Source organism: Streptococcus sp. 9.1(2021) (assembly GCF_030466425.1).
GTDB classification, from domain to species: Bacteria; Bacillota; Bacilli; order Lactobacillales; family Streptococcaceae; genus Streptococcus; species Streptococcus wuxiensis.
Map to the genome: position 1 here is coordinate 742,071 of NZ_JAGQFU010000001.1, position 26,421 is coordinate 768,491.

Sequence of the window (26,421 nt, forward strand, 5' to 3'; positions counted from 1 at the left end):
TTTTGAATTTTCTACTTTATTGTCCACTCGTTAGGGCTTGCAATTCTGTTTTTAGATACTGAGCCAAATGTTGGTGAGCAAAAATATTGCCATTTTTTTCTGCGGTAGGATTGTAGTTGGTGTTGGTATTTACATCATAGACATAAATGTCTCCACTCTCTGATTGAACCCATTCAATCGCCGCAACTTCAATCTGAGCATTTTTCAAGAAATTCTCATAAGCTTCTCTCCGGTCATCTGGTAGAGGTTCTGTAATCTGGAATTTTTCAGACGTTTCTAGTTGCTCTGGTCTCTTGCCGATTTGGCAACCATCTGCTGGACACAGTTGGAAACCATCTGAAGAATCAATCGAAACAGTATAGAGAAACTTTTGATTGATAAATTCTGAACGACGGATACGTCCATCACTTGGCTTGATGTAGGCTTGTAACAAGGTAATCCCGTCCACTGAAGGTTCAAAGAGGGGACTATTGACATAAGCTGCCAGTTCCTCTTCATTTTGGAAGAGTTGAACGCCTAATCCCTTACCTGCTCGATTGTGCTTGGTAATCAAAGGATAAATGTTTAATTTTCTTGCTGCTTCAATGATGTTTTCTTGACCCAAAACTGCAACTGTCGCAGGAGTCTCGATACCAGATTCGTTTAACTTCAAATATTGTTTGACTTTACTAATTTCAAGGTTGATAGCACCGGTACCATTCACAACTTTGCGTCCGTGTGCTTCTAACCAAGTAATCACTTGCTCTGTAAATTCTGGAGCATAACGATGTCCTCTTGTGTGAGAAGAGGCAGACATACGATTGTAAAAGATACCTTGTGGCGGTGGACTTTGCAAATCTAAAATCCCACTAGACAAATCCCATAGTTCATAAGGGACTTCTAATTCTTCCAACCATTTCACTAAATGTTGAGTCCATTCTAGATTCTCATGAATCACATAAACTTTTGCTTCACTCATTACTTATAAACTCCTTAAGAAAAGCTGACTGATAATTGGCTTTCCTTTTCTTCCTCTAAAATATATCCTTCTGTTTTTTCAATAACGCTAACTGTTAAGATTTGTCCCAAAACATTGATCATGGTACGACCTGCATTGACAAAGAAATCAACTGCAAAAATCAAGGCCACTCCTTCAACTGGCAAGCCCAATTGAGGTGCTGCAGCTAATAGAACTACGATAGCTCCTGATGGCACAGTTGCTGCAGTTTTTCCAATCAAAGTCAACAATAAAACAGTAAACAAGAGACTTGATAAAGAAAATTGAATGCCATAGGCGTGGGCGATAAAAATTGTTGCTACTGAGAAATAAACCGCTGCTCCTTCTAAGTTAAAAGTATATCCTAAAGGAACAACTAAATCAATTGTATGCTCGTCATGCCCCTGTTTTTTCAAATCTTTAAGTAGTGATGGCAAGACCACACTAGAACTTCCAGTAACAAAAGCCAAAGTTAAGAGACTCCAATTTTCACGAAAGGCTGATAAATACGGTACTTTAAAGAAGAAAGCAATCAAAGGGAAAATAAGGAGAACCAAAACAGCATAAGCCAGATAAGTTCCAATTACAAACTGACCAAGCCCAATCAACTTGTCGACACCCGTAGTTGCAACATCTTTAGCGATAAATCCAAAAATTCCAATCGGTGATAGTTTGATAATTACTGCAACAATCTTGTAAATGGCTTCAATCCAGATTTGGAAACCTTCGATAATCTTCTGAGATTTATCAGTCTTAAGATTCCCAATTCCGTAACCAAGAAAGATTGCAAAAACGATAATTGGCAATAGAGCGCCATCTGAAAGAGATTTAACGATATTTGATGGAATGAAACCAAGCAAAAATTCGCTGAACTTGACATTGTTAGCAATCCCATCAAGGTTTCCACCAGTTTGACCGATATTCACTCCTTGACCAAATCCTAAATAGTAACTAGCAAATACAAACAAAAGAGTAATGGCAGTTGTTACAGCAAAAAAGTAAACCAAGCTCTTGGTCAAGATTTTTCCGAAAGATTTTTTTCCGATAACTCCAGCTACTGCAACAACGATGGTTGGGAAGATTAGCGGAATGATAACCATATTGATCAATTTAATAAAGGCTTGACCTAAAAATTGATAAAAGCCTGCAAATTGTGGCCAGATAAGGGCAGCGATAACACCCAAGACCAAAGCCACCAATAATTGAATGCCTAGTGAGAGTTTTGACCATAAAGTAACTAATTTCATAAGAAACTCCTTTGTTTTATTTGCTACTCATTCTACTACTATTCTTCTCTCCTGACTAATATATATTTTTTATTGTCACCATAAAAAAGATTTATCATGAAGGTTCAAACTACTCCAACTTTACAAAGTAAATCACATTGACGTTTGAAATAGTATAAAAAATCAGTTTCTAAACAAAAATTTTTAGAAAAACACTGTTAAATCAAGGAATATGCTTTCCTTTTATTCAAATTTTATGATACAATATTGTTATGATTTTAATGAAACTCGCTTCCGTCTTGCTTTTGGTACTAACCTTGGCTTTGGCTATTATCTTTAGTAGATTTTTTAAGTTAAAGAAAAAGGGGATTAACTTTGCAGATTTGGCTTTTCCTTTTCTGATTTTTGAATACTATTTAATCAGTGCAAAGGTTTTTACCCATAATCAACTTCCCATTTTGGGGGCAGCCCTATCTTTGCTAGCTATTATTCTAGCTTTTTTCTTCCTGAGCAAAAAACGCAGCTTTTATTATCCAAAATTCCTTAAATTCTTTTGGAGAGCTGGATTTCTACTCACATTGCTCATCTACATCGTTATGATTATTCAAATCTTCATGATGAAATAAAAAAAAATCATGCCAGCACCTCAACAGTTGGCGACTAGTTCTTCCACATGAGGTGCTTTTCTAATGACATTTTAAAAAGAGATTATTAAAAAAATAGGAGATCAAACAAGTGAAAAAAACGCTCTTGGCAAGTGCCATCACGCTTACTTACCTAGGAATCACAACAAACCCAGCTTTAGCTGAAGAAAGTAAAGTACAAACTACTTCAGCAGAAACAACGCAACAGCCTACAACGGCTAACAAGGTTGAAACGAAGGAAGCAGTTCCTTCTACTGAAGCAAGTTCAAGCGTACCAACAACTTCTACAACAAATCCAAGTGAAACTCCAGCTAAGAAAGAGGAAGACAAGGCTCCAGAAGTCAAAAAAGAAAGTTGGGTATTTGAAGAAAATATCTGGCGCTTCTATGAAGCAAACAAACCTGCTCTAAACTGGAAAAAAATTCAAGGAAAATGGTACTACTTCAACAAAGATGGCATCATGCTGAGCGATACTATTTTTGACGGATATATCCTGACTAGTAGCGGGGCTATGGTCGATTCTGGTTGGAGTAAACTCCAAGATAAATGGTATTACGCTAACGCTTATGGAAAAATTTCTCAACAAAAATGGGATAAAATCGGTGGTGTCTGGTACTATTTTGATCAAGACGGAGTCATGCTCAGCAACACCATTTTTGACGGTTATCTCTTTTCTAACAGTGGTGCCATGGCTGAAAATTCCTGGGTAAAACATGATGGCAAATCATATTACGCTCTAAGCTCTGGTAAAGCAGCACAACAAAAATGGGAAAAAATCGCTGGATCATGGTACTATTTTAACAAAGATGCCAGCATGGCAAACAACCAATGGCAAGGTAACTACTACCTAAAAGCTAACGGGGTTATGGCTGAGAAAGAGTGGATTTTCGATAAAAACTACAATAGTTGGTTCTACTTGAAATCTAGTGGTACTTATGCTGCGCGTGAATGGATTGGTTCCTACTACCTCAAGTCCGGTGGTTATATGGCTAAGAGTGAATGGATTGACGACAGCTACTACAATGCCCGTTACTATGTAGATGAAAATGGTGTCTATGTCACAGGAACTCGTAAAATCGATGGAAAAGCACATCAGTTCCAAAGTAATGGGAAATGGATTGGTGAAGTTCCAGTAAGTCGTGGGTTTGAAAAAGGAAAATACACGAAGACTGTTTTCTTAGATCCAGGACATGGCGGTACAGATCCTGGTGCTGTTTATTATAACACTCAGGAAAAAGACCTAACCATGCAAGTTTATCAAAAACTACGCAAGGAACTACAAGGTCTAGGTTATACCGTTCTTTCTTCGAGAGATAGTGATGTCTATGTTGATTTTATTACTGAACGTTCAAAAATGGTCAACAAGACAAACTCAGATATCTTCATAAGTATTCACTTCAATGCTAGTGGCAGCCCTGCTTCTAACCGTTCTGGAATTCAGACCTATTCTTACGAAGACGACCCGGGCTATCGCTCTAAGATTAATCCATACTGGCATAACCATCCTGATCGTATCAGTGAAAGTAATCGCCTGGCTGCTGATATCCACTATTCTCTTCTAGCTGAAACAGGTGCCAAGGATGCAGGTCTCCTCCAAAGTAGCTTTGCTGTCCTTCGAGAAACGGATAAACCAGCTGTTCTATTGGAGCTTGGTTACATTGACAATTTCAACGAAAACCAACAAATTCGTAGCGACGCCTATCAAAATAGACTGGTGAAAGGCATTGTCAAAGGTATTCAAAAATATTACGCAGGTAAATAATAAAAAGTCTCGAGAAAGCTCGAGACTTTTTTGTATTATGCTTCTTTCTTATTCGTTTCTGGGAAGAGGAAACCAATCCCCACACAAGCTAGCACACCTGCACCGATAACCAAACCACTTGAAAGTGGCAAGATATCAAGAATTGCATTTGCGATGATAAAGGCAATAATCAAGCTCATGAGACTGGCCTTATAATCTTTTTTGACTAGATTTTCAAGTGTAAAGAATAGAAATAGACCTACTGGAAAGAGGGCCCAGATGTTGACATCCAAACTTGGCCATCCAACAAAACCAAAATACAAGACCGCTACTGCAATAACTAAAAATCCGATCCCTAATACTTTTTTCATGATATAACCTCATTTTCTAATTTGTTAGGAAGCTTTATCTCCCTTTGACAGTTACTACTATAACAGAAATAAAAATCACAAACAATAGCTTTTGCCTATGTGGTAGACATCGCAGACTATGTGGTCAGAATCTTATCAAAAGAAAAAAAAGAAGTCCAAGAGGACTTCTTTTACTCTGCCGATTGCAGGGATCGAACCTGTGACCTACGCGTTACGAGTGCGGTGCTCTACCAACTGAGCTAAATCGGCAATTACCTTCTTAGTATAGCACTCTGAGAATAGATGTCAAGAAATTTTCATCTCCATTAGAAAAAGCCTATCCTGAGACAAGGCTTTGAGATTATTCCTCTTAGGAACCCGCACTTTCGTAGGCATCCAAGCCCCTGTCCCATAGTTTCAAAGAAATAACAAAGAAGACAAGGGAAATCAGAATCAAACCACCGATATTAAAGAGTCCATCCTTGCCCTGTAAGAAATAGCTGGCAGGATAGTAGGCCGTAAAGGCGAAAGGAACGATAAAGCTAATCAACCAACGAAGAAGCGAATTGTAAATGGAAATCGGATACTTGGCAAAATCATTAAACATATAGAAAATATAAATCATGGCACCTGACTGCTTGGTCCAAAAAGCGATGCTGGCTGTTGCAATTTTCAAGGAAGTATAGATCAAGGTCGCAAAAGGAATACAAACTAGAAAAATCAGGAATTTTGGAAGGGTCCAAGCAATGCTAGTCGCCGTTGTCGCTAGTAAAATTCCACCAACCAAAAGTTCACCCAAGGCATCAATCTGAAAGGTCTCAACGAGGATATGGAAGAGAGGATTGATGGGTCGAGTCAGATACTTGTCAAACTCTCCCTTTCTCACCAAGCGTTGCCCCAGTGCCCAGAGATTGTCAAAAAAGAGATGATCTAATCCCTTTGGAATTAAGGAAAATCCATAGATAAAGGCAATCTCTTGAAAGGTCCACCCTTCTAGCGAGGGGATGTGTTGAAAGAGTACATTAAGAAACAAGAGGTTCAGGCCTTGAGTCAGAAAGACTCCCAAGACACCTACCACAAAATCAACTTTGTATTCCATGATTTGCTTGATGTATTGTCTGATAAAAATCAGATGCATGCGTTGATATTTTTTCATCCTAACCTCCTTGAATGGTGATAAATGACTGGACTCGTTTCCAAATCAACTGAGACAAGCCCACCATCACTATAAGCCAGAAAAGCTGAAGCAAAAGTGCTTGAAGAATCTGACTGGTATCGTATTTCCCAACAATGATCATGACCGGAGTGTAAATTAATGATGAAAAAGGTAAGAAGGACAGAATATCTGAAACGATTTTCGGAAAGAAAGCCAAGGGAATTAAACTTCCAGACATAAAGGCCACTATTGAAGTTTTGAGTAGATTGGAACCCCATAGATTTTTAAACACAAAGGCTGAAAATCCAAAACAGATATTAAAGAAAAAGTTAATCAGATAAGCCAGAGTTAAGCTAAAGAGGTAAAGGACAGTTAATCCTAGCACCTCTAGAATACCTTGCCCAGATAAGATTTTCATCAAAACAATGACACTTAAAAATGGCAATCCAACAGAGATAAAAATCAACCACTTGGAACCAAGTTCGGTGAAAAGGTAAGAAGCCGCAAAATGCACTGGTCGCAACAAGCGCATGATAATGGAGCCATCCTTGACCTCCTCCCCAATCATAAAAGAGCTATCAGACCTGGTCAACAGATTGGTCACAAAACTCATAATGATGTAGAGGGTGATATCTGCCATACTGAAACCCTGAATCAAAGACTCTTTCGAAGAATCAAAGACAGCCTTCCAGAGATAAAAGGCCACAAAAGCCCCCATGACATCACCGATCCGATAGAGAATAAAGTTGACTCGATAGGTAATCAACTCCTGAATTCCTGCATTGATAAAGGGTTTATAACGTCTCCACAATTTGACCATCTTAGAGCTCCTTTCGATAGAAGCGACGGATAATATCTTCAATATCCGTATCTACCATCTTCAAATCACGAATTTCAAAATCAGACAGGGTTTGCTTGATAATATCAGCTGATTGGTAGCGGGAACTATCGAATTCAATAGTTAGGTTATTTCCTTGTCTATCAATGGACATATCAGACAAGCCTTCATAATGGGAGAATAGATGACTTTGACCTGGTAGCAGTTCAAAGGAGAGAGTCTTCATCTTGCCAAAGGTCTCCTTGAGCTGGCTCACCGTCCCATCAAAAATCTCTTGCCCCTTGTCAATCATAAAAATCCGATCACAGAGTTGCTCAATATCACTCAAATCATGAGTAGTCAAGAGAATAGTTGTCTCTTCCTCCTGATTGATCTGGGTGATAGCACGTCGAATGTTGTCCTTGACCGACACATCCAAACCAATGGTCGGCTCATCTAAAAAGAGAACTTTGGGATTGTGAAGTAAGGAAGCCGCAATATCCGCCCGCATCCGTTGACCCAGTGAAAGAGTCCGCACAGGATCCTTGATAAATTCCTTCAAATCCAAAACTTCATTTAAAAAGTCCATGCGCTTATGGAAAAGCGAGTCTGGCACATCGTAAATCTCCTTCAAGACCGTGTAGGTCTCTTGCAGTGCCAAATCCCACCATAGCTGGGTACGTTGTCCGAAAACGACTCCAATATCCTTGACATAATCTTGTCGATTGTCCTGTGGAATCTTGCCGTTAATCCGACAAAAACCAGATGTCGGTTTTAAAATCCCTGTCAGCATTTTGATGGTGGTTGACTTCCCAGCACCATTTGCCCCTATAAATCCTAAAATCTGCCCTTTTGGAACTTCAAAGGTTAAATCCTTGACCGCTTCAAATGTCTGCTTTTCAGGATGAATAAAGGAGCGCAAAGCTCCCTTCAAGCCCGGTTCCTTAACTGTCTTCACAAAATTTTTCTGAAGATGTTGCACTTCTATCATTGCCATATCTATCTCCCTATCGTAAGAAACAACATTGTATTTTTGACTACAAATATTCTAAATCCTTACTTTCTACACCTTCTCAATATTATTACAGAAGGATTTATACCAACCTATTATAATCCAATAAAAAAAGGAATGCAAGCGTTTGCTTATAGATTATGAAATTAGAGATTTCTCTCTTAAAATACTACTTTTGAATCAAAAATTCTGGTTTAATAGTTTCCTTAAAACATCAAAAAACCTGCCCCTAATGGGCAGGCTACGAATTGTAAAAAGGCAAACTATTTTGATCCATATGAATCACTATTTAATCAAAGAACTAATCTTTCATAATTCTTTTCACAATCCCATTTCTATCAATTAGAAAACAATCTGGAAAGGTCATCTGCTCCCATTTTTCATAATCAAAACTAGAATCAAAGTGATGTAGTAGTATTCCTATCAGATTCCCGTGTGAACTAAGTAAAATCGTTTTTTCTGAGTATCTCTCTTCCAACTCCATTAAAAAATTTAGTACTCTAGCTAGTGCATCTTGATTTGATTCCCCTCCTGAAAGAGATTCACTGGGATTTTGCCATAAATATTTAATACTGTCTTCAAACTCAGAATCTTTTATAAAGGTTGAAGATAATTTTCGCTCTCGTAACCGATTATCAAGAACTATTTTATCAAATTGAATTGGCGAGCTATTAATCGTTTCAAATGCTCGTTTATAAGGACTAGAAAAATAATAATCAATATTAAAAGAATTCAAAAACTCTAACTGGTCAAGAGATGAAAATCCTTTTTCTGATAAAGTTCTATTAAAATCATCACTTGAAAATCTTGAATGAGCATGTCTAAGTAAAATATAAGAATTATTCATAAGTCATTCCTTTCAATTATTGTCATCAGTATAAAATTTAAATAATCTCTAAACCATCAATTACTCTTTAAAAATTCTTCAATCTGAGAAACTATTTCATGACTTTGATAATAATAAAGTTCGTGAGGCGCATCCATATAGACGACTTTCACATTGGAGTGTCCACTAGCAAATCTCTCTGCATAGTTCTTCCACTCTAATTGACTAAAGCTAGTGCCTTGACCGTTAGAAACCAGTAGTAAGGCAGGAATTTTAGGATTAATTGAATTTCCTACTTTCTTAGCATTCTCCTTTACCAAACGGGATTCATGAAGCATGGCTTGTGACATCAACTGCTTATATGCTAGTAATTTATATTGTTGTCGTTCAGTTTCAGTCAGAGTTGGATTTTTTATATAAAAGGACTCAGGGAAATAGCGTAATAAGCCAATCTTACTGCTCCAATAAGCCACAGTAAGCAAGGCCTGATTATCCTTTAAATCCTCATAACTTGCTGGCAGTGCCCAATCCAGACCAACCAAGGCTTTCACTTCATCAGGATACTTTTCCTGCCAAGCCAGACTTTCGAGACTAGCCATGGAATGAGACAGAATGATAAAAGGTCCTGTTACATTTGCTTGTGATAGAGCTTGACGTGTCTCAGACAAAACCTCCATCACATCTCTGGATTGATTACTATCCTCGCTATAACCATAGCCAGCCCGCTCCACAATGACTACCTTATATTTTTTTGATAAGGAATCTGTTAGATTCTTAAAGTCTAATATAGGTGAAGCAATTCCAGCACCTGATAGAACTACTATTGTCTCTGGACCATCCCCCTCAACGTAGACATTAATTTTGTGCCCATTAACGAGAACAGTTTTACCCATAGGAGTTAGAGAGGCTTGTTCCTTTTCTAAGCTGATACGATGAAAGATAAATGTCCCTACTAAAAACAAGATAAGGAAACTAAGAAGGACAAGGGCTAATTTTTTCAGTATTTTCATAGCATTATTGTACAAAAATTAGACTCTTTTAGCAACTTAAGTTTAAGAATTTTCCTGTATAATCTGTCTATACCCAGAAACAAAAAACCCACCTTCACAGGCGGGTTTCATTTTGTATTGTTCAGCTAGATTATGCTTTACCTTCTGAACCGAATACGTCGATACGTTCTTCAACTTTAATATTCACTTAAAACTAATCCATACACTCACCTTTTTCATTAACTCTATAACCATCTATAGTAGTATTAACTGCGAGCTCTCCTGATGAATATGAATAGTACCATTTTTCTCCAACTTGATACCAACCGGTTGCCATCGAACCATTGTCATTTAAGTAATACCAAGCTCCATCGTCTTGAATCCATCCGGTTGCCATTGCCCCATTATCTTTTAAATAATACCAGACAACTTTGTCTTTAAGCCATCCGGTTGCCATAGTCCCATCATCGTTTAGATAATACCAATTGTCATTATCTTGAATCCAACCCGTTGCTAAAGAACTACTATTATTCAGATAATACCAAGCACCATCATATTGATTCCAAACTGAATCGGATGAATTCTCACTACCATTTAATACCTGAATTGCATCTATAATTTCTCTCAATTCAACTTTTTTTCTGTCTTTGATAACAGATTGAACTTGGCTCTCAACAAACTCTTTTGCATAGTTTCTACTTCCCTCTTTTCTCTGGAACATATCTTTTAATAAACCTTCTAAATGCTCATTAAATACACCTTCTTGAATTCTATTAAATTCTTCCTGAGACAAAGAAATTATCATTACAAGATCAATAAATTCTTCTTTTAATTGAGCAAACATTTCCACACGATCATCTTCTATAAATTGATCCGCAATGAGTTTAACTCCAAATCCTCCTGCGATACCACCAGCAATAGCTCCTACTGTGGCTCCTAATGGTCCAGCAAGTGCTCCACCTAATGCTCCTGCTCCTGCTCCTGCAAGCATCCCACCACCAGCAACCGCTGCGTTTTTTAAGAGTTGTTGTGAGGAAATTCTTCCTATTAGAGCATCAAATATATCTGGTGTAATAATAACTGCAAACGATATCACTGGTGCAGCTCGTCTTGCAACTACTTCAGCTGTAACTTTTTTTCCAAAATAATCATTAATTTGTTTTGTAAATACTTTTGCAAATTGCTGAGACGCAACATAGATACTAGTTCCCATTGCTAAAGTTCGTAATCCGGCTTTACCTGCCATCAATGCAGCATCCTTTGTTTCAGATCCTGACCACCGTGCCTGAGAAAAGACAATCACAAAACTAATACCCACACCAGGTAATGAATTAATAGCTCCATCAATTGCATCAAATTTAATAGAGGTCAAATTGCCTCCTTGAGCTATTAATTTTGCTTCCCTATAGGTAACATGCCCCTTTCTGATGTAATTTTTCGCTTCTTTTGGATTAGTGACTCCTTCAACCTTGCCTTGTTTAATTTTTTCTTCAAACAGCTCTACTGCTTTATCATACTGGTCTTTAGGAACTTCCAATTGCATTCCTTTATATCTATACATACCTCCATCACTCTTAGACTCAAAAGCTGAGTTTACAGTTCCACTTGCTCTGGCATAATATTTGGTTTGAATTTTTTGATTTCCAACCATTCTATCTGCGCCATTTTTTGCATTATCTTGACCTGTCTGTCTTACATATTTGAATGGATATTTGATCTTATCCATTAGATTATTTGCATACTCAGTGCATGACCATGACCTGATGGAGCACTAACAATCGAATTTATTTGAGCTTTATGTAGTTTATCACCAACATTTAGTAAAATCCAAGAAATAACACCTATCTGACTCCCTTTTACAAAATTAGTTGAATTAATATTTTTTTTTCCAATTTTCAATAACTGCGAATTTAAATTCTCTACTTGCAAATCATTGGTATATCCAGAAGCAATTAATTCGTTAAATTCTCTCAAAGTATAAATTAGGTTTTTTGGAGAATTCAATCGTTTGATAATGCCATATGGATAGTAAAATACTAAATTATCATTTTCGTCAACTGATACTTTCCATAAATTTGAAAAAGGGAAAAACTGTACATTACATTCTTCTTGATCTTTTATTTGAACTTTTTCAAAAATACCATACTGTGTCAGAAGTAAACCATACTCTTTAAACTCTTCTTCTTTTAAACTTCTAACTGGAGAATAACCAAAAAATTCAAATTCAGTATTACAAAATTCATAGTAAAAATCTTTTTCTGAATCAATAAACCATTTTGCACGACCATAAGGAACAGCTTCTCCATAATAATCAAATGCATTCCTTGCAATTGTTCTAAAAATCTGCCTTACCTTTTCTTCGCTATGATTGTGTACGCCTTTTATTTTTCTTTTCCAGGAAAAATATTGAAAAAAACTCACTATGTTATCTTTCATATGTAATAAAGAACCTCTCGAGTATTAACTAAAAACTATAAAAATAAAATTACTTTTTCCAAAATACCGGTTAAAATCATTTGTATAAATTATCAATATTTAGTTGTAAATTAAATAAATTATAACAAAAGTATAATATAAAGTCTATATGATTTATAATAATCATTTTATGTTTAAAAATAAAATTAATCCTCTTTTACTAAAATTACGAAATATATTAGAAACACAAAAAACCCACCTTCACAGGCGGGTTTGATTTTGTATTGTTCAGCTAGATTAAGCTTTACCTTCTGAACCGAATACGTCGATACGTTCTTCAACTGATGCTTGGATAGCTTTGACACCGTCAGCCAAGAATTTACGTGGGTCGAAGAGTTTCTTCTTGTCGTATTCTGCTTCGTTTGCTTCGTAGTCACGAGCAAATTTACGAGTTGCGTTAGCGAATGCGATTTGGCATTCAGTGTTAACGTTAACTTTAGCAACACCAAGTTTGATAGCTGCTTGGATTTGGTCATCAGGAATACCTGATCCACCGTGCAATACGATTGGGAAGCCTGGAAGAGCTTCTGTCAATTTTTGCAAGTGGTCAAGGTCAAGACCTTCCCAGTTTGCAGGGTATGGACCGTGGATGTTACCGATACCAGCTGCCAAGAAGTCAATACCAGTTGCAACCATTGCTTTAGCGTCTTCGATTGGAGCCAATTCACCTTTACCGATGATTCCGTCTTCTTCACCACCGATAGTACCAACTTCAGCTTCTACTGAGATACCTTTAGCGTGTGCTTTTTCAACTACGTCTTTAGCCAATTTAAGGTTTTCTTCAACTGGAAGGTGTGAACCGTCAAACATGATTGAAGTGTAACCAACTTCGATACACTCAAGTGCATCTTCGTAGTGACCGTGGTCAAGGTGGATAGCTACTGGTACAGTGATACCCATTGATTCTACAAGGTTAGCGATCAAGTTGCGAGCAACTTTGTAACCACCCATGTATTTAGCAGCACCCATTGAAGTTTGGATCAAAACTGGAGCTTTTTTAGCTTCTGCTGCGCGCAAGATAGCTTGAGTCCACTCAAGGTTGTTTGTGTTAAATCCACCAACTGCATAACCGTTGTCACGAGCTGCTTGGACAAATTTTTCTGCTGAAACGATTGCCATTTTATCAGGCCTCCTGTATATTTTTATGGGATATCCCATTTACATTGTTCATTTTATCACTTTTTGACAAAAAAATCTAGTTTTTCCTGTAGTTTAGATTGAATTTCTTCTATCTAAAAATATGGAACTCTCCTCAAAGTCCTAATCTTATAGGTCTTTAGGTAGGTTCATATAAAAGGCTAAGTGGTCTTCATAGCGTTCAAATCGATAGTCAATTTCTTCGTTTTCCAATAAACTTTTAACTACGAATAGTCCCAAACCAGCTCCCTTACTTTGTCGACTAGAAACCGCAAAGGATTGTTCAAACTTATCTTGCTCATCAGGAGTACAGGCGTTCTCAATGAAAACCCAGCCTTCTTCTGCCCCAATTTTTAGATAACCACCTTGAACAGAGTGTTTCACAGCATTACTGATAAGATTGGAAAGAATCAGCTTGAGTACCGAAGGATTTAGATATGTTTGTTGGTCAGTCAGTTGATTCACGACTGAGATTTCCCTCTCTTTGGCTAATAAATCATAATCCTTTAAGAGAAAATCTGTCATTTCAAGAAGGTTGATTACTTCCTTCTTATCTCGCAACTCCTGCACTGAAGAAAGGGATAAGATTTGCTGAACGTGATGACTCAAATCATCAACAATACCCAAAGAAACTCCCAGATAATAGTCACGATCTTTATAGCGTCCAATATTGGCTTTCATATTCTCCAGAAGAATCTTTAGGCTAGCTAGAGGTGTTTTCAGTTCATGGGAAGCACCTCGTAAAAACTCAACCTTCATCTTTTCCAGCTGGAGAATGGCCTCGTTTTTCTCATGCAAATCTGCAATCACAGTCAAGAGATGCTGATAAAGACTGTTGATTTGTTCTTTAAGATCGCCAATTTCATCCTTAGAATCCACGCGCAACCTTACTTCTGCATCCAAATCCATCATCCGTCGAGTCACTCGTTTAATTTCCAAAATAGGAGCAACAATGGTTCTAGCATAGATAAAGGCGATGAGGAGCGAAATGATAAAAGACGCTAATAGCGTATAAGGCAAAAATTGCAGACTGATGTCTTCTGCTTCTTTCTGCAAATCCATAGAAGCTAAAAACTGTAAGGTCATCGTCTGACCATCCTTAGTTTGAACTTCTCTTTCCTCAATAACCAAGGAAGCTGTTTGACGTTGTCTATCAATGGGAAGATTATCATTGACTTCCAACTTATCCTGAGTCATCTCTCCCTTAACAGCTCCCTTAATATCACTACTTTTAGAATAAAGTTCAAGGACTTCCTGAATAGCTTGACTATCTTTGCCTTGGAGAGACTGGGCAATTTCTGTAGCCTTTTGCCCGATGCTTTCCTGACGGTGACTGAGATAGGTCGGAGGAAAGAGGAAATAGATGGCCAAATGCAAACAAATGACCAAGGTAGAAAATACCGAGAAGGTATAGATAAAAATTTTTTTAAATAAACCTGAACGTCTCATTTTCTCTCCAATTTATAACCAACATTGCGCACGGTAAGAATACAGTCTAAATCTAATTTTTTCCGTAGTTCCTTGATATAGACATCGATCACTCTGTCAAAAGGAACCTCATCTGTCATCTTCCATACAGCATCGATAATCTGCGACCGTGTTAAGGCTCGACCTTCATTTCTAACCAGATAGTCTAAAATTTCCAGTTCTTTTGCATTCACTGCAACTTCTTGACCAGACACTTTGGCGCTATAACTGTCAAAGTCTACCTCGGTGTTCCTATAGGTAAAAATACGACCAGTATCATAATAGCGTTTAAAGATGGCATCCACTCGTACTTTTAACAAAGATAGAGAAAAAGGCTTTTCCAAATAACCATCTGCTAATGCAGCAAAGGCACTCATCTTATATTCCTCATCCTGAAAGGCTGTCAACATCAAGACCGGAACTTGGCTGCTTTTACGGATTTCTGACAAAACCTCTAAACCATTAAGTTTCGGCATTTGAATATCTAAGAGAACCAAGGCAACTTGGTGATTGGAAAATTGTTCTAAGGCCTCAAGACCATCTGCTGCCTGAATGGTTTCATAGCCACAATCCGTCAAATAGTCACTAATTCCCTCACGGATCATGTCTTCATCTTCTACAATTAGAATTTTCATATAAATCCTTTTCTATCAAAAATGCTACCTATATTATATCTCATTTGAGTGAGAATAGGTAGCAGGTTTTTTTATTCACTATCCAACAAGAGTTCTTTTGGTTGTTTAAAGAGGAGATTACTTGAAGCAAGTGCCATAACTAATACTACTAGAACCAAGCCAAGTACAAAGATGATAGCAAAGTCTGTGGGTTGAATGGAAATATCCAGACTTGAAAGTGTCTTGCTAAAGCCGTCAACTTCTGCACCACCACCAAGATTAGAGGCTTGGGCTGCCTTACTAGCTTGCTTAGCCACATCTGATGTGACATTTGCAAGAACTGTATTTCCAATGGCGCGAGCAGTATAGTTAGCTAAGAAGTAAGCTGAAATTAGTGCTGGAATTGCAATCATAACTGCTTCTGTGATAAATTGTCCTAGAATACTTGCTTGTTTTAGACCAATTGAAAGGAGAATTCCAACCTCTTTACGACGAGCGTTAATCCAAAGTGTCAGTAAGAGAGCAAGTAAAAGAACAGAGAAGCTCAAGCTACCCCAGAAGAGAAGATTAGCCATCTTGTACATGCCTGAGATAGATTGTTCGAGGGCAGGATAGTTAGATGAACTCTTAATCAAGCTATACATCTTCCAGTTGATGCCGTTGATCGACCCTAATTCTTGCATGACAGTATCTAGGTTCTTATCTCCAGCTACAAAGAAGGTAGCATCTCCATAAATAGCTGTATCTTCTGTATAACCATAGAGTTGGGCAGCTGTGTGAATATCTGTGATAGCTGTATTCTCATAAAGTTCTTGTGAATAGGTCACAGCAGATTTGTTATGTCCATCAAAAAGTCCTTTGATCGTTACTTCTACTGTTTCCTTTGCTCCTTTTTCATTATCTGCATCGTAGATATTGGAGTTCAGTTTGACCTTATCTCCTACCTTCCAGCCATGTTTAGCAGCCAAGTCTTTATGCATGAGAATCTGGTATTTGTCGTCGCTGGTTAAATGTTCTCCTTCGACCAGTTTGTAAGAGCCTGACACAAACTTGTCTTCTTTAGAAGAGTCATTTACACCTGTTATCATCAAGCTATTTCCAAAACGTTGAGCTCGATCTGCAGTTAGATTTTTCTTGGTTTCAGGCGTTTCAATCAGTTCATAGCCTGTCAAATCACCGATAGCATTAATCCGTTTGATGTAGGATTCAATGGCCTTATTCTCAGTAATTTTTTTGATATCTTCACCCTTGATATTCCCAGCACCACGTGGAGTTCCTTGATTAACCCTGCGGTTGATTTGCATGGAGAAACTATTGGTGATATTTTTAAAGGTTTCTTGAGAAGCCTTGGCTGTCGCTCCTTTGATAGATAAGCCGACCAAACTCAAACTAGCCATCAAGAGAATGATAAGAAAGATCACAAGCGACTTGAAAAATTTTCTTGTGACATAGGCAAATGCGTTGTGTAACATAAGATTCCTTTCTAGATTTACTTCCGTTTTTAATATGTTTAAAAGTTTTAGTTACTGTTTGTACTTATTTCAGTCAGTTTCTTATCCTTCAATTCAAGTGTAATATCTGATGCTTGTGCTACTTCCTTGCTGTGGGTCACAACGATCACACACTTGCCTGTTTTCTCAGCGAGAGATTTGAGCAGGTCAATAATATCTCCAGCAGTCTTAGGATCTAGGTTTCCTGTTGGTTCATCTGCTAAAATCACTGGTGCTTCCGATACAAGGCTACGAGCAATGGCAACCCGTTGTTGCTGCCCTCCTGATAATTGGAGAACATTCCGCTTGATTTGACTTTCATCTAAACCAAGTTCAAGAAGAGTATCTTTGCTAGCTTTTTTATTAACCAAGCGGATATTTTCCAATGGAGAAAGATAATCAATCAAGTTATAGTTTTGGAAAACTAGCGAGATATGGTGCATGCGATGATAAGAATAACCTTGTTCACGAATATCCTTGCCTTCGAATAGGATAGCTCCTTCGACTGGGCTATCAAGTCCTGCTAATAGAGATAAGAGTGTTGACTTCCCAGCTCCTGATTCTCCGATAATACTATAAAACTTACCAGGTTCAAAATCGTAATTGATTTTATATAATACTGCTTCTGCAGTGTTTTTATAACGATAAGTAAGATCTTGTAATTGTAGTAAAGTCATGATTTCTCCTTCATTAACTAATAGATGATAAAATTTCCTTAGGTGATTTTCTAAATAAAAATAGAAAACAAAGTGCAACTGACAAACAGCTAATTATAAGTAGGAAAATATAAGATTCTCCAAATGATAGAAGACTTGTTGAAAGATTCGTTGCTTTTGCCAGCGTATCTTGTAGGGCAGCTTGGTCGCCACTTGCTAGTACAGTCTTCAAGAGATAGGAAGTAATGGTATTCCCAGCCACAAATGCCGGCAGAATAGATGCCAATGAAACTAGGATGACTTCCAGGCAGAATTGGCTAAAGATTGCTCCTTTTCCTTTACCTAGTGCCAATAAAATACCAACCTCGTAGACTCGCTCTCGTAACCAAAGTGACAAGACCAAGATCAGCGCTCCTACACCAGCAATCATAATGCCATAGAGGAAAATCTGTAGAAAGGTTTGGAAGGTCGAAACTGAATCCTTGATTTGTTCAAAAGCCTTATTTTCCTTTTCAACTTGGTAACCTTTCGTTTCAAGAGATAACTTTTCAACCTCTTGAATGATACTATCCATATCTTTTGGATTTTCTAAATAAAAACGAGCGGCGCTAACTTGAGCTTCCTTATTTCCAAGAAGAGTTTGGCTACTTTCGTAGTCTGTATAGACCGTGTTTTCACTAAAATCTGACGAAAGACCAGTGAATTTTTCTTGCTTCTTACCTGAGAAAATACCCACGATTTCATAGTCTATCCTTTGTCCACTATTTCCTTCAACTTGTCCAGAATTTAAGTTAATCTTATCTCCTAGCTTTAGATTGTTTTTCTTAGCTAAATCTTCGTGGATTAAGATTTTTTTACTGTCCCCTTTTTCGAGATGTCTTCCTTCTTTAAGACTAAAGGCGGAGCTTGTAAAAGAAACATCCTTGGAAGAATCTTCTAATGCAATTAAAGTGATGAGATTTTTTTCAGCTTCTGTCAAATCATCCCTTTGGATGCTTTGTTCTCCAGTAACAACTTCTTTGTCAGTTAACTTGGCTATTGTTTCTAGCTCAGGTGAAATTTTCTCAAGCCCCTTTATGTTTTTAAGGTCATCTAGTTGAGACAGTTGAAAGGTCTGATCTACTTCTATTCTTTTAATCGAAAAAGACGTATTCAATGAGCGATAGAGATTATTTTCTACTGTTTTGTTGGACTTCATGAGCGTCAAACAAGCCGATATTCCAGCCAATAAGACAAATAGAATCAGGAATAATATGAGACTTCTCAGTCGTTTTCTGCTGACGTAAGCCCAAGCTCTTTGAGTGGGATTCATATAGCACCTCCATATTTGTAAAACCATTATAATATTCAAATATGAAATGTTTATGAAATACCAAAAAAAGAGCAAAAATATTTTTGCTCTTTTTGATGAAAAATAAAAAGCTAGCCAAAGCTAGCTCACTACTATGCGGAGAGAGGGACTTGAACCCTCACGACCTAAAGCGGTCACAGGATCCTTAGTCCTGCGCGTCTGCCAATTCCGCCATCCCCGCGTCGATTACTTTACTAGTATATCAACTTTGAAAAAAATTGTCAAGACTTTTTTCAGATTTTTTCATCTTGAAATGTATTATTCTGTAATTTCAAGCAAATTTTCATCAACCAATTTCGCACCAAGTGTATTCTTGAAATGTCCAAGTGCAAAGGCATGATTTTCAGGCCAAATGGATGCAACTGCTGGTTTGACCACTTCTATTTGATAACCAAGATTATAAGCATCAATGGCCGTATGCAAGACACAAATGTCAGTAAGAACTCCTGTCAAAATGACTGTATCTACCCTACGCTCTCTGAGACGGATATCCAAATCTGTTCCAGAAAAGGCCGAATAGTGACGTTTGTCCATCCAAAAAACACGACTATTATCGGCGTATTCCTGATAGAACTCGGCTAGTTTGCCATACAAGTTTCGTCCACTAGTCCCAATAATATTATGTGGTGGGAATAGTTTGCTTTCAGGATGAAAAACATCATTTTCTTCATGGGCATCGATGGTAAAAAAGATGTAATCGCCACGTTCAAAAGCCTTTTGGGTCACATGATAGATATCATCAGATATTGCTTGAGCTGGAGCGCCCGCAGTCAGTTTCCCATGATTCGCTACAAAATCTTCTGTATAGTCAATAGAAATTAAAGCCTTAGCCATTAATAGTCCCTCTTTTTCACTTCTTCAAAAATATCTGGAATGAGAACTTTGAGATAAGTTCCTTTCATACCAAGAGAACGACTCTCAATAATCCCTGCAGATTCGAGTTTACGAAGGGCATTAACAATTACAGAACGAGTGATACCGATACGGTCAGCAATGACTGAAGCTGTTAATTGACCTTCATTACCATTTAATTCAGCTAGAATAGCCGATACTGCTCTAAGTTCAGAGTAAGAAAGTGTATTGACCGCCATAGTTACAGCCGTACGACGACGAATATTTTTCTCATCTTCTTCACGTTGGAAGTTCAAGAGTTGAATTCCTACTACTGTACTGGCAATCTCAACCAGAATCAAATCATCTTCTTCAAACTTTTTATCATTGCGCCAAATAATCAATGAACCCAAGCGAATACCAGAGACATGGATTGGAGCAATCGTTGTCAAACCATCTGGGAAATCAGAACGACTCTCAGTTGGGAAAATTGTCAAATCATGCTCAACTGGAAGATTAGCCTCCGTATCGTAGATCATGTTCGCACCTTGCACATAATCTTCTGGGAAAGTCTTTGATTGGAAGAATTGCTCTACTCGGTCATTATTAGTTTTGTAGCGCATAAAGTAGCCCAACAAACGACCCTTGCTATTCACAATACAAGCGTTACAGTCAATAATATCTGCTAATTGACGTGTAATGGCATTATAAGGAAGCTCATCTTGTAATTGCTCCTCCGAACGCTTTAACATTGATGTGATTTTTCTTGTTTTTTCTAATAAATGTGCCATTTTTTACCTCGCATATAATCGCTTTCATTATATCATAAAATTCTGACTTTTTCAACAATTATCTGAAAATTGTTTATTGAATTGCAATTCAAGTGTATTCGAAAATTTTTCCTATTTTTTATAATTTTCTTATTGACAGCTTCCTAATTTTTTGATAATATAATATTACAAGATAACAAATATATAAATTCAATTTCAAGTATAACTTTATCTACTTTAATTTAGGTCTCCTTATATATAAAAAGCGATTCACAAAGTGAACCGCTTTTTATTATTTATCACCCTTGTTACGAATTACAAAGCCTGTTTGCTTCTCGCTTGAAGTATTGCGTGGTTTTTTATTGTCCTTACGGTAACGCTTCTCTTTATCAAAGCGATCCTTTGAACGTCCACCTTTACGATATTCATCACGACGTCCATTGCCACGGCGTTCACGGTCTCTACGGTCGTCACCACGACGGCCTCCTCGACCACCCTTGCCTTTGCCACCGAAACCACCACCAGATGGTTTAAATGGTAACGGTTTTTCACGGGCAATCTCAACCTCAGGAAGACTATCTGGGTCTTGAACAGTTAAGCTGAGAATATACATGGCCAATTCTTCTGGGCTGAATTCTGAAGCCAATTGACGAGCATCCTTGCCAAACTTCTCAAAGTTACTACGAATCTCCTCATTCGCAAAATCACGTTCAATTTTCTTAAGAGCTACTTGCTTCTTAGCTTGGAAGGCTTCTTCTGCACTTGCAGGTTTAAGACCTTTCATACGTTTCTTAGTCAAGTTCTCAATGATTTGTAGATAACCCATTTCATTTGGTGAAACGAAGGTAATAGACTGACCTGACTTACCTGCACGTCCTGTACGACCAATACGGTGAACATAACTCTCAGGGTCTTGTGGGATATCGTAGTTGTAGACATGAGTCACACCTGAAATATCCAAACCACGAGCAGCCACGTCTGTTGCAACTAAGACATCAAGGTTGCCATTTTTAAAATCACGAAGGACACGAAGACGTTTGTTTTGGTCCAAATCTCCATGGATCCCTTCTGCACGGAAACCACGGATTTTAAGCCCACGAGTTAACTCGTCCACACGACGTTTGGTACGACCAAAAACGATTGACAATTCAGGTTGATCAACATCCATAAGACGAGTCATGGTATCGAATTTTTCTTGTTCCTTAACGCGGATATAGTACTGGTCTACCAGTTCTGTTGTTAATTCTTTTGCAGCAATCTTTACATGCTCAGGTTCTTTCATGAACTGAACACCAATACGTTTGATAGCATCTGGCATAGTCGCTGAAAAGAGCAAGGTTTGACGATTTTCCGGTACACGAGAGATGATATCTTCAATATCTTCAAGGAATCCCATGTTCAGCATTTCATCTGCTTCATCTAAAATCAAGGTTTCAATATCATGCAACTTCAAAGCCTTGCGTTTAATCAAGTCAAGTAAACGTCCCGGTGTTCCTACAACGATGTGAGCACCTGATTTAAGAGCCTTGATTTGTTTTTCAATACTTGAACCACCGTATACTGAACGGACTTTCACACCTTTACTACGGCCAAATCGGAAAAGTTCTTCCTGACTTTGAACAGCCAGTTCACGAGTTGGGGCAATTACTAAAGCTTGGATAGTTGCTTCTTCTGTACGAATTTTTTCAAGGGTTGGCAATCCAAAGGCTGCAGTTTTCCCTGTACCAGTCTGTGCTTGACCGATAACATCTTTTCCCTCAAGAGCCAAAGGAATAGTTTGCTCTTGGATAGGACTTGCTTCTACAAATCCTGCTTTTTCAATTTCTGCTAACAAATCAGCAGAAATATTAAATTCATTAAATTTCACGTTTTTCTTCTTTCTAAAGATGGTGCGAAGCCATCCTATAGCGCTTAGTTTATACTTTTCTTGTCATGACGTACTTTCAGTTTTTATGAAAGACCGTGTTGCTTCTTTTCCACTAAAGAAAAGTACTGCTTTCTTTGCAACTTATCTAGTATAACACAAGAGAGGGCCAAAAGATAGTCTAACCACTTGATTAAATCATGTAAACGATTTTTCTATTTTTTGAACTTGATTCCCGAAAGCTTTCGTTAGACTATTTTAGTCCAATATTTTTTCCCGTAGCAGATTTGTGCAAAAGTTTTTTTCTTGTGCTAGAATGAAATCAAATAGGAGGATTTAAAAATGTTAACATACGATTTAATTGTAATTGGATTTGGTAAAGCCGGTAAGACTTTGGCTGCTAAGATGAATGCAGCTGGTAAGAAAGTTGCTGTCATCGAGCGCAGTAAAGCGATGTATGGTGGTATTTGCATTAATTTTGCTTGTATCCCAACCAAGACTATGATTGTAGCAGCTGAAAAGGGCTGGTCATTTGACGATACCATGAAAGAGCGTGGTGCGGTGACTGGTCGTCTTAACGCTAAGAATTATAAAATGTTGGCAGACAATGGCGTTGATGTCATTGATGCAGAGGCACATTTCGTGTCAAATAAGGTCATCGAAGTAGTGGCTGGTGATGACCGCCAAGAGCTTACGGCTGAAACTATTGTCATCAATACAGGTGCTGTGTCTAATGTCTTGCCGATTCCTGGGTTGACAACAACTGAGCATGTCTACGATTCAACTGGTATTCAAACCCTTGAAGCCTTGCCAAAACGTTTAGGTGTCTTAGGTGGTGGTAATATCGGTCTTGAATTTGCTGGCCTTTATAACCGTTTGGGTAGCCAAGTGACTGTCTTGGATGCAGCGACTAGCTTCTTGCCACGTGTGGAGCCATCTATTGCTAAGTTGGCTAAGGAATACATGGAAGAGGACGGCATTGTCTTTGAGCAAGGTGTTAAAACATCTGAAGTTAAGAATGACGGCGATGAAGTTGTCGTTGTTACTGATAAAGGAGACTTCCGTTTTGATGCGCTCCTTTATGCAACAGGACGCAAGCCTAATATTGAACCTCTTCACTTGGAAAACACTGATATTGCCTTGACTGAACGTGGCGGTATCCAGGTTAATAAGCATTTGGAAACAAGCGTTCCAGGTGTCTTTGCAGTAGGTGATGTCAATGGTGGTCTTCAATTCACTTATATTTCATTAGATGATTTCCGTATTGTCTTTAATTACTTGACAGGGGATGGTAGCTATAATCTTGAAACACGTGGAGCTGTTCCAACCGCTATGTTCCTCAACCCACCTTTGGCACAAGTTGGTCTTACTGAAGACCAAGCCAGAGCAGCAGGTGGACCAGTTGCTGTCAAGGAACTTCCAGTTGCTGGCATGCCTCGTGGTCATGTTAATGGCGATTTGCGTGGTGCCTTCAAAGCTGTGGTAAACCCTGAAACTAAGGAAATCTTGGGTGTGACCCTCTTTGGTCAAGAATCTCATGAAATTATCAATTTGATTACTCTTGCTATGAACCATCATATCCCATACACAGATTTGGCTAAACAAATCTTTACTCACCCAACTATGGCTGAGAACCTAAACGATTTGTTTGCGATTTAATACTCTTCGAAAATCAAATTCAAACCACGTCAGCTTCACCTTGCCGTACTCAAGTACTACCTACGGCTAGCTTCCTAGTTTGCTCTTTGATTTTCATTGAGTATAATTTTAGAAAGCAGCCCTCGTCGGGCTGTTTTTTCTTCACTGAAATCTCAAATCTATCTTTTCTGGCTTTTATGATATAATAGAAACATGAAATTAAAAACTACTTTGGGCCTTCTTGCTGGGCGTTCTTCTCACTTTATTTTGAGCCGTCTTGGCCGTGGAAGTACGCTCCCTGGAAAACTTGCCCTTCAATTTGATAAAGATATTCTACAAAATTTAGCAAAAAACTACGAAATTGTTGTGGTAACTGGTACCAATGGGAAAACCTTGACAACCGCTCTCACTGTCGGTATCCTAAAGGAAATTTATGGTCAAGTGTTAACCAATCCAAGTGGTGCCAACATGATCACAGGGATTACGACTACTTTCTTGACTGCAAAATCTTCAAAAACTGGAAAAAATATAGCAGTACTTGAAATCGACGAAGCTAGTCTCTCACATATCTGTGACTACATCCAGCCTAGTCTTTTCGTTATCACTAATATCTTCCGCGATCAGATGGACCGATACGGTGAGATCTATACAACCTATAACATGATTTTGGATGCTATTCGAAAAGTTCCTACTGCTACTGTTCTGCTGAACGGTGATAGTCCGCTTTTCTACAAGCCTGCAATTTCAAATCCTGTTCAGTATTTTGGTTTTGATCTAGAAAAAGGTCCAGCGCAACTTGCTCACTACAATACTGAAGGTATTCTCTGCCCTGAATGTCAACGTATTCTGAAATATGAGCTAAATACATATGCCAACTTGGGAGCTTATATCTGTGAGAATTGTGGATGTAAACGTCCTGACTTGGACTACCGTCTGACAGAATTGGTTGAGTTGACTAACAATCGTTCTCGTTTTGTTATTGATGGTCAGGAATATGGCATTCAAATCGGTGGGCTTTATAATATCTACAATGCTCTGGCTGCAGTTGCTATCGCCCGTTACCTAGGCGCTGATTCTCAACTGATTAAACAAGGATTTGACAAGAGTCGTGCTGTCTTTGGACGACAAGAAACCTTCCATATCGGTGACAAGGAATGCACACTGGTTCTTATTAAAAATCCTGTTGGTGCTACCCAGGCCATCGAAATGATCAAGCTAGCTCCTTACCCATTTAGTCTATCTGTTCTCCTCAATGCTAACTATGCTGATGGGATTGATACCAGCTGGATTTGGGATGCTGATTTTGAGCAAATCACTGACATGGATATTCCAGAAATCAACGCTGGCGGTGTTCGTCATTCTGAAATTGCTCGTCGTCTTCGAGTAACTGGTTATCCAGCTGACAAGATTACTGAAACAAGTAGCCTGGAACAAGTTCTCAAAACGATCGAAGTTCAAGACTGCAAGCATGCCTATATCCTTGCGACTTATACGGCTATGCTAGAATTCCGAGAATTACTAGCCAATCGTCAGCTTGTTAGAAAGGAGATGAACTAATGGTTTATACTTCACTTTCCTCAAAAGACGGCAATTATCCTTACCAACTAAATATCGCCCACCTCTATGGGAATCTCATGAACACCTACGGAGATAATGGAAACATCCTCATGCTCAAGTACGTCGCTGAAAAGCTGGGTGCACATGTAACAATTGATATCGTTTCGCTTCATGATGATTTCGATGAACATCACTACGATATTGCCTTTTTCGGTGGTGGCCAAGACTTTGAACAAAGTATCATTGCTGGTGATCTACCCGATAAAAAAGATAGTATTGATAACTTTATCCAAAATGATGGTGTCGTTCTTGCTATCTGTGGTGGCTTCCAGCTATTAGGCCAATACTATATTGAAGCTTCTGGAAGACGCATCGAAGGTCTCGGTGTCATGGGACATTACACACTCAACCAAACCAATAACCGATTCATTGGTGACATTAAAATTCATAACGAAGAATTCGATGAAACCTACTATGGTTTTGAAAATCACCAAGGCCGCACCTTCCTCTCAGATGACCAAAAACCATTGGGGCAGGTTGTCTATGGAAATGGCAACAACGAAGAAAAGGTCGGTGAAGGTGTTCACTATAAAAATGTTTTCGGTTCTTATTTCCACGGGCCTATCTTATCTCGTAACGCCAACCTAGCCTATCGCTTGGTCACTACTGCTCTTAAGAAAAAATATGGTCAGGACATTGTTCTACCAACTTATGAGGATATTCTCAGCCAAGAAATCGCTGAAGAATATAGCGATGTTAAAAGCAAGGTAGACTTCAATTAATATTTAGATTCCAACATGCTATTAGCTGTTGGAATTTTTTTAGGTTCTTTTC

General features: G+C 38.2%; 24 protein-coding genes and 2 tRNA genes. 5 read left to right on the forward strand and 21 right to left on the reverse strand.

From position 1 onward, the window contains the following. Positions 1 to 16: 16 nt before the first annotated feature. Together KBU52_RS03600 and KBU52_RS03605 are read right to left on the reverse strand one after the other, a co-directional pair. The gene (locus KBU52_RS03600; RefSeq protein WP_254724352.1) at positions 17 to 958 is read right to left on the reverse strand and encodes a RimK family alpha-L-glutamate ligase; all 942 of its coding nucleotides are present in this window, start codon (positions 956 to 958) and stop codon (positions 17 to 19) included. 14 nt (positions 959 to 972) lie between these two features. Further along, the gene (locus tag KBU52_RS03605; protein WP_254724353.1) at positions 973 to 2,223 is read right to left on the reverse strand and encodes a dicarboxylate/amino acid:cation symporter; all 1,251 of its coding nucleotides are present in this window, start codon (positions 2,221 to 2,223) and stop codon (positions 973 to 975) included. A gap of 245 nt (positions 2,224 to 2,468) precedes the next feature. On the opposite strand from KBU52_RS03605, the gene KBU52_RS03610 reads away from it, so the two are divergent. Together KBU52_RS03610 and KBU52_RS03615 are read left to right on the forward strand one after the other, a co-directional pair. After that, positions 2,469 to 2,828 carry a DUF3397 domain-containing protein gene (locus tag KBU52_RS03610; protein WP_254724609.1) on the forward strand — a complete coding sequence of 120 codons (360 nt, stop codon included), beginning with the start codon at positions 2,469 to 2,471 and terminating at the stop codon, positions 2,826 to 2,828. Positions 2,829 to 2,937: 109 nt separating this feature from the next. Beyond that, positions 2,938 to 4,608 carry an N-acetylmuramoyl-L-alanine amidase gene (locus KBU52_RS03615; RefSeq protein ID WP_254724354.1) on the forward strand — a complete coding sequence of 557 codons (1,671 nt, stop codon included), beginning with the start codon at positions 2,938 to 2,940 and terminating at the stop codon, positions 4,606 to 4,608. 35 nt (positions 4,609 to 4,643) lie between these two features. On the opposite strand, the gene KBU52_RS03620 is transcribed toward KBU52_RS03615, so the two are convergent. From KBU52_RS03620 to KBU52_RS03710, 19 genes are all read right to left on the reverse strand, one after another. Continuing rightward, positions 4,644 to 4,958, reverse strand: a complete 315-nt coding sequence (locus KBU52_RS03620) for a hypothetical protein (RefSeq protein WP_254724355.1) — start codon at positions 4,956 to 4,958, stop codon at positions 4,644 to 4,646. Positions 4,959 to 5,134: 176 nt separating this feature from the next. After that, positions 5,135 to 5,207 (reverse strand) — tRNA-Thr (locus KBU52_RS03625). 100 nt (positions 5,208 to 5,307) lie between these two features. Continuing rightward, positions 5,308 to 6,093 (reverse strand): ABC transporter permease, encoded by a 786-nt coding sequence (locus tag KBU52_RS03630; RefSeq protein ID WP_016466087.1) that lies wholly within the window; start codon positions 6,091 to 6,093, stop codon positions 5,308 to 5,310. A 1-nt stretch (position 6,094) separates the two neighbouring features. Then, positions 6,095 to 6,913 carry an ABC-2 family transporter protein gene (locus tag KBU52_RS03635; RefSeq protein ID WP_254724356.1) on the reverse strand — a complete coding sequence of 273 codons (819 nt, stop codon included), beginning with the start codon at positions 6,911 to 6,913 and terminating at the stop codon, positions 6,095 to 6,097. Position 6,914: 1 nt separating this feature from the next. Then, on the reverse strand, positions 6,915 to 7,907 hold the full coding sequence (locus KBU52_RS03640) for an ATP-binding cassette domain-containing protein (protein ID WP_254724357.1): 993 nt from the start codon (positions 7,905 to 7,907) through the stop codon (positions 6,915 to 6,917). 316 nt (positions 7,908 to 8,223) lie between these two features. After that, a complete protein-coding gene (locus tag KBU52_RS03645; protein ID WP_254724358.1) occupies positions 8,224 to 8,769 on the reverse strand; it encodes a histidine phosphatase family protein in 546 nt (181 codons plus the stop codon). A gap of 56 nt (positions 8,770 to 8,825) precedes the next feature. Continuing rightward, complete coding sequence (locus tag KBU52_RS03650) at positions 8,826 to 9,758, reverse strand: alpha/beta fold hydrolase (protein WP_254724359.1); 933 nt, start codon at positions 9,756 to 9,758, stop codon at positions 8,826 to 8,828. A gap of 193 nt (positions 9,759 to 9,951) precedes the next feature. Continuing rightward, entirely contained in the window at positions 9,952 to 11,463 is a 1,512-nt protein-coding gene (locus KBU52_RS08860) for a hypothetical protein (protein WP_367618053.1), read from the reverse strand. After that, positions 11,463 to 12,173 (reverse strand): hypothetical protein, encoded by a 711-nt coding sequence (locus KBU52_RS03660; protein WP_254724360.1) that lies wholly within the window; start codon positions 12,171 to 12,173, stop codon positions 11,463 to 11,465. Before KBU52_RS03660 ends, KBU52_RS08860 begins: the two co-directional genes overlap by 1 nt. Before the next feature lie 276 nt (positions 12,174 to 12,449). Next, positions 12,450 to 13,331 carry a class II fructose-bisphosphate aldolase gene (locus tag KBU52_RS03665; RefSeq protein WP_016466093.1) on the reverse strand — a complete coding sequence of 294 codons (882 nt, stop codon included), beginning with the start codon at positions 13,329 to 13,331 and terminating at the stop codon, positions 12,450 to 12,452. A gap of 147 nt (positions 13,332 to 13,478) precedes the next feature. Then, positions 13,479 to 14,798 (reverse strand): sensor histidine kinase VncS, encoded by a 1,320-nt coding sequence (vncS, locus tag KBU52_RS03670; RefSeq protein ID WP_254724361.1) that lies wholly within the window; start codon positions 14,796 to 14,798, stop codon positions 13,479 to 13,481. Then, positions 14,795 to 15,451 carry a response regulator transcription factor gene (locus tag KBU52_RS03675; protein WP_254724362.1) on the reverse strand — a complete coding sequence of 219 codons (657 nt, stop codon included), beginning with the start codon at positions 15,449 to 15,451 and terminating at the stop codon, positions 14,795 to 14,797. The genes vncS and KBU52_RS03675 overlap by 4 nt, the downstream gene beginning before the upstream one ends. A 71-nt stretch (positions 15,452 to 15,522) precedes the next feature. After that, positions 15,523 to 16,902 (reverse strand): ABC transporter permease subunit Vex3, encoded by a 1,380-nt coding sequence (gene vex3 / locus KBU52_RS03680; RefSeq protein WP_254724363.1) that lies wholly within the window; start codon positions 16,900 to 16,902, stop codon positions 15,523 to 15,525. A gap of 47 nt (positions 16,903 to 16,949) precedes the next feature. Continuing rightward, positions 16,950 to 17,597, reverse strand: a complete 648-nt coding sequence (gene vex2, locus KBU52_RS03685) for an ABC transporter ATP-binding subunit Vex2 (protein ID WP_254724364.1) — start codon at positions 17,595 to 17,597, stop codon at positions 16,950 to 16,952. A 13-nt stretch (positions 17,598 to 17,610) separates the two neighbouring features. Next, the gene (locus tag KBU52_RS03690) at positions 17,611 to 18,888 is read right to left on the reverse strand and encodes an ABC transporter permease (RefSeq protein WP_254724365.1); all 1,278 of its coding nucleotides are present in this window, start codon (positions 18,886 to 18,888) and stop codon (positions 17,611 to 17,613) included. A gap of 134 nt (positions 18,889 to 19,022) precedes the next feature. Next, a tRNA-Leu gene (locus KBU52_RS03695) sits at positions 19,023 to 19,108 on the reverse strand. A 77-nt stretch (positions 19,109 to 19,185) separates the two neighbouring features. Next, positions 19,186 to 19,761 carry a cysteine hydrolase family protein gene (locus KBU52_RS03700; RefSeq protein WP_254724366.1) on the reverse strand — a complete coding sequence of 192 codons (576 nt, stop codon included), beginning with the start codon at positions 19,759 to 19,761 and terminating at the stop codon, positions 19,186 to 19,188. Beyond that, positions 19,761 to 20,549, reverse strand: a complete 789-nt coding sequence (gene codY / locus KBU52_RS03705; protein ID WP_004252433.1) for a GTP-sensing pleiotropic transcriptional regulator CodY — start codon at positions 20,547 to 20,549, stop codon at positions 19,761 to 19,763. The genes KBU52_RS03700 and codY overlap by 1 nt, the downstream gene beginning before the upstream one ends. Before the next feature lie 271 nt (positions 20,550 to 20,820). Beyond that, positions 20,821 to 22,395, reverse strand: coding sequence for a DEAD/DEAH box helicase (locus KBU52_RS03710; protein WP_254724367.1), 1,575 nt, complete (start codon positions 22,393 to 22,395; stop codon positions 20,821 to 20,823). Positions 22,396 to 22,734: 339 nt separating this feature from the next. Between KBU52_RS03710 and KBU52_RS03715 the strand changes: the two genes are divergently transcribed. The 3 genes from KBU52_RS03715 to gatD all read left to right on the forward strand — a co-directional run bounded on the left by KBU52_RS03715 (position 22,735) and on the right by gatD (position 26,369). Further along, positions 22,735 to 24,051, forward strand: a complete 1,317-nt coding sequence (locus KBU52_RS03715; RefSeq protein WP_049503099.1) for an FAD-containing oxidoreductase — start codon at positions 22,735 to 22,737, stop codon at positions 24,049 to 24,051. 192 nt (positions 24,052 to 24,243) lie between these two features. Continuing rightward, on the forward strand, positions 24,244 to 25,587 hold the full coding sequence (gene murT / locus KBU52_RS03720; RefSeq protein ID WP_254724368.1) for a lipid II isoglutaminyl synthase subunit MurT: 1,344 nt from the start codon (positions 24,244 to 24,246) through the stop codon (positions 25,585 to 25,587). Beyond that, entirely contained in the window at positions 25,587 to 26,369 is a 783-nt protein-coding gene (gene gatD, locus KBU52_RS03725; RefSeq protein ID WP_254724369.1) for a lipid II isoglutaminyl synthase subunit GatD, read from the forward strand. Before murT ends, gatD begins: the two co-directional genes overlap by 1 nt. Positions 26,370 to 26,421: the final 52 nt, after the last annotated feature.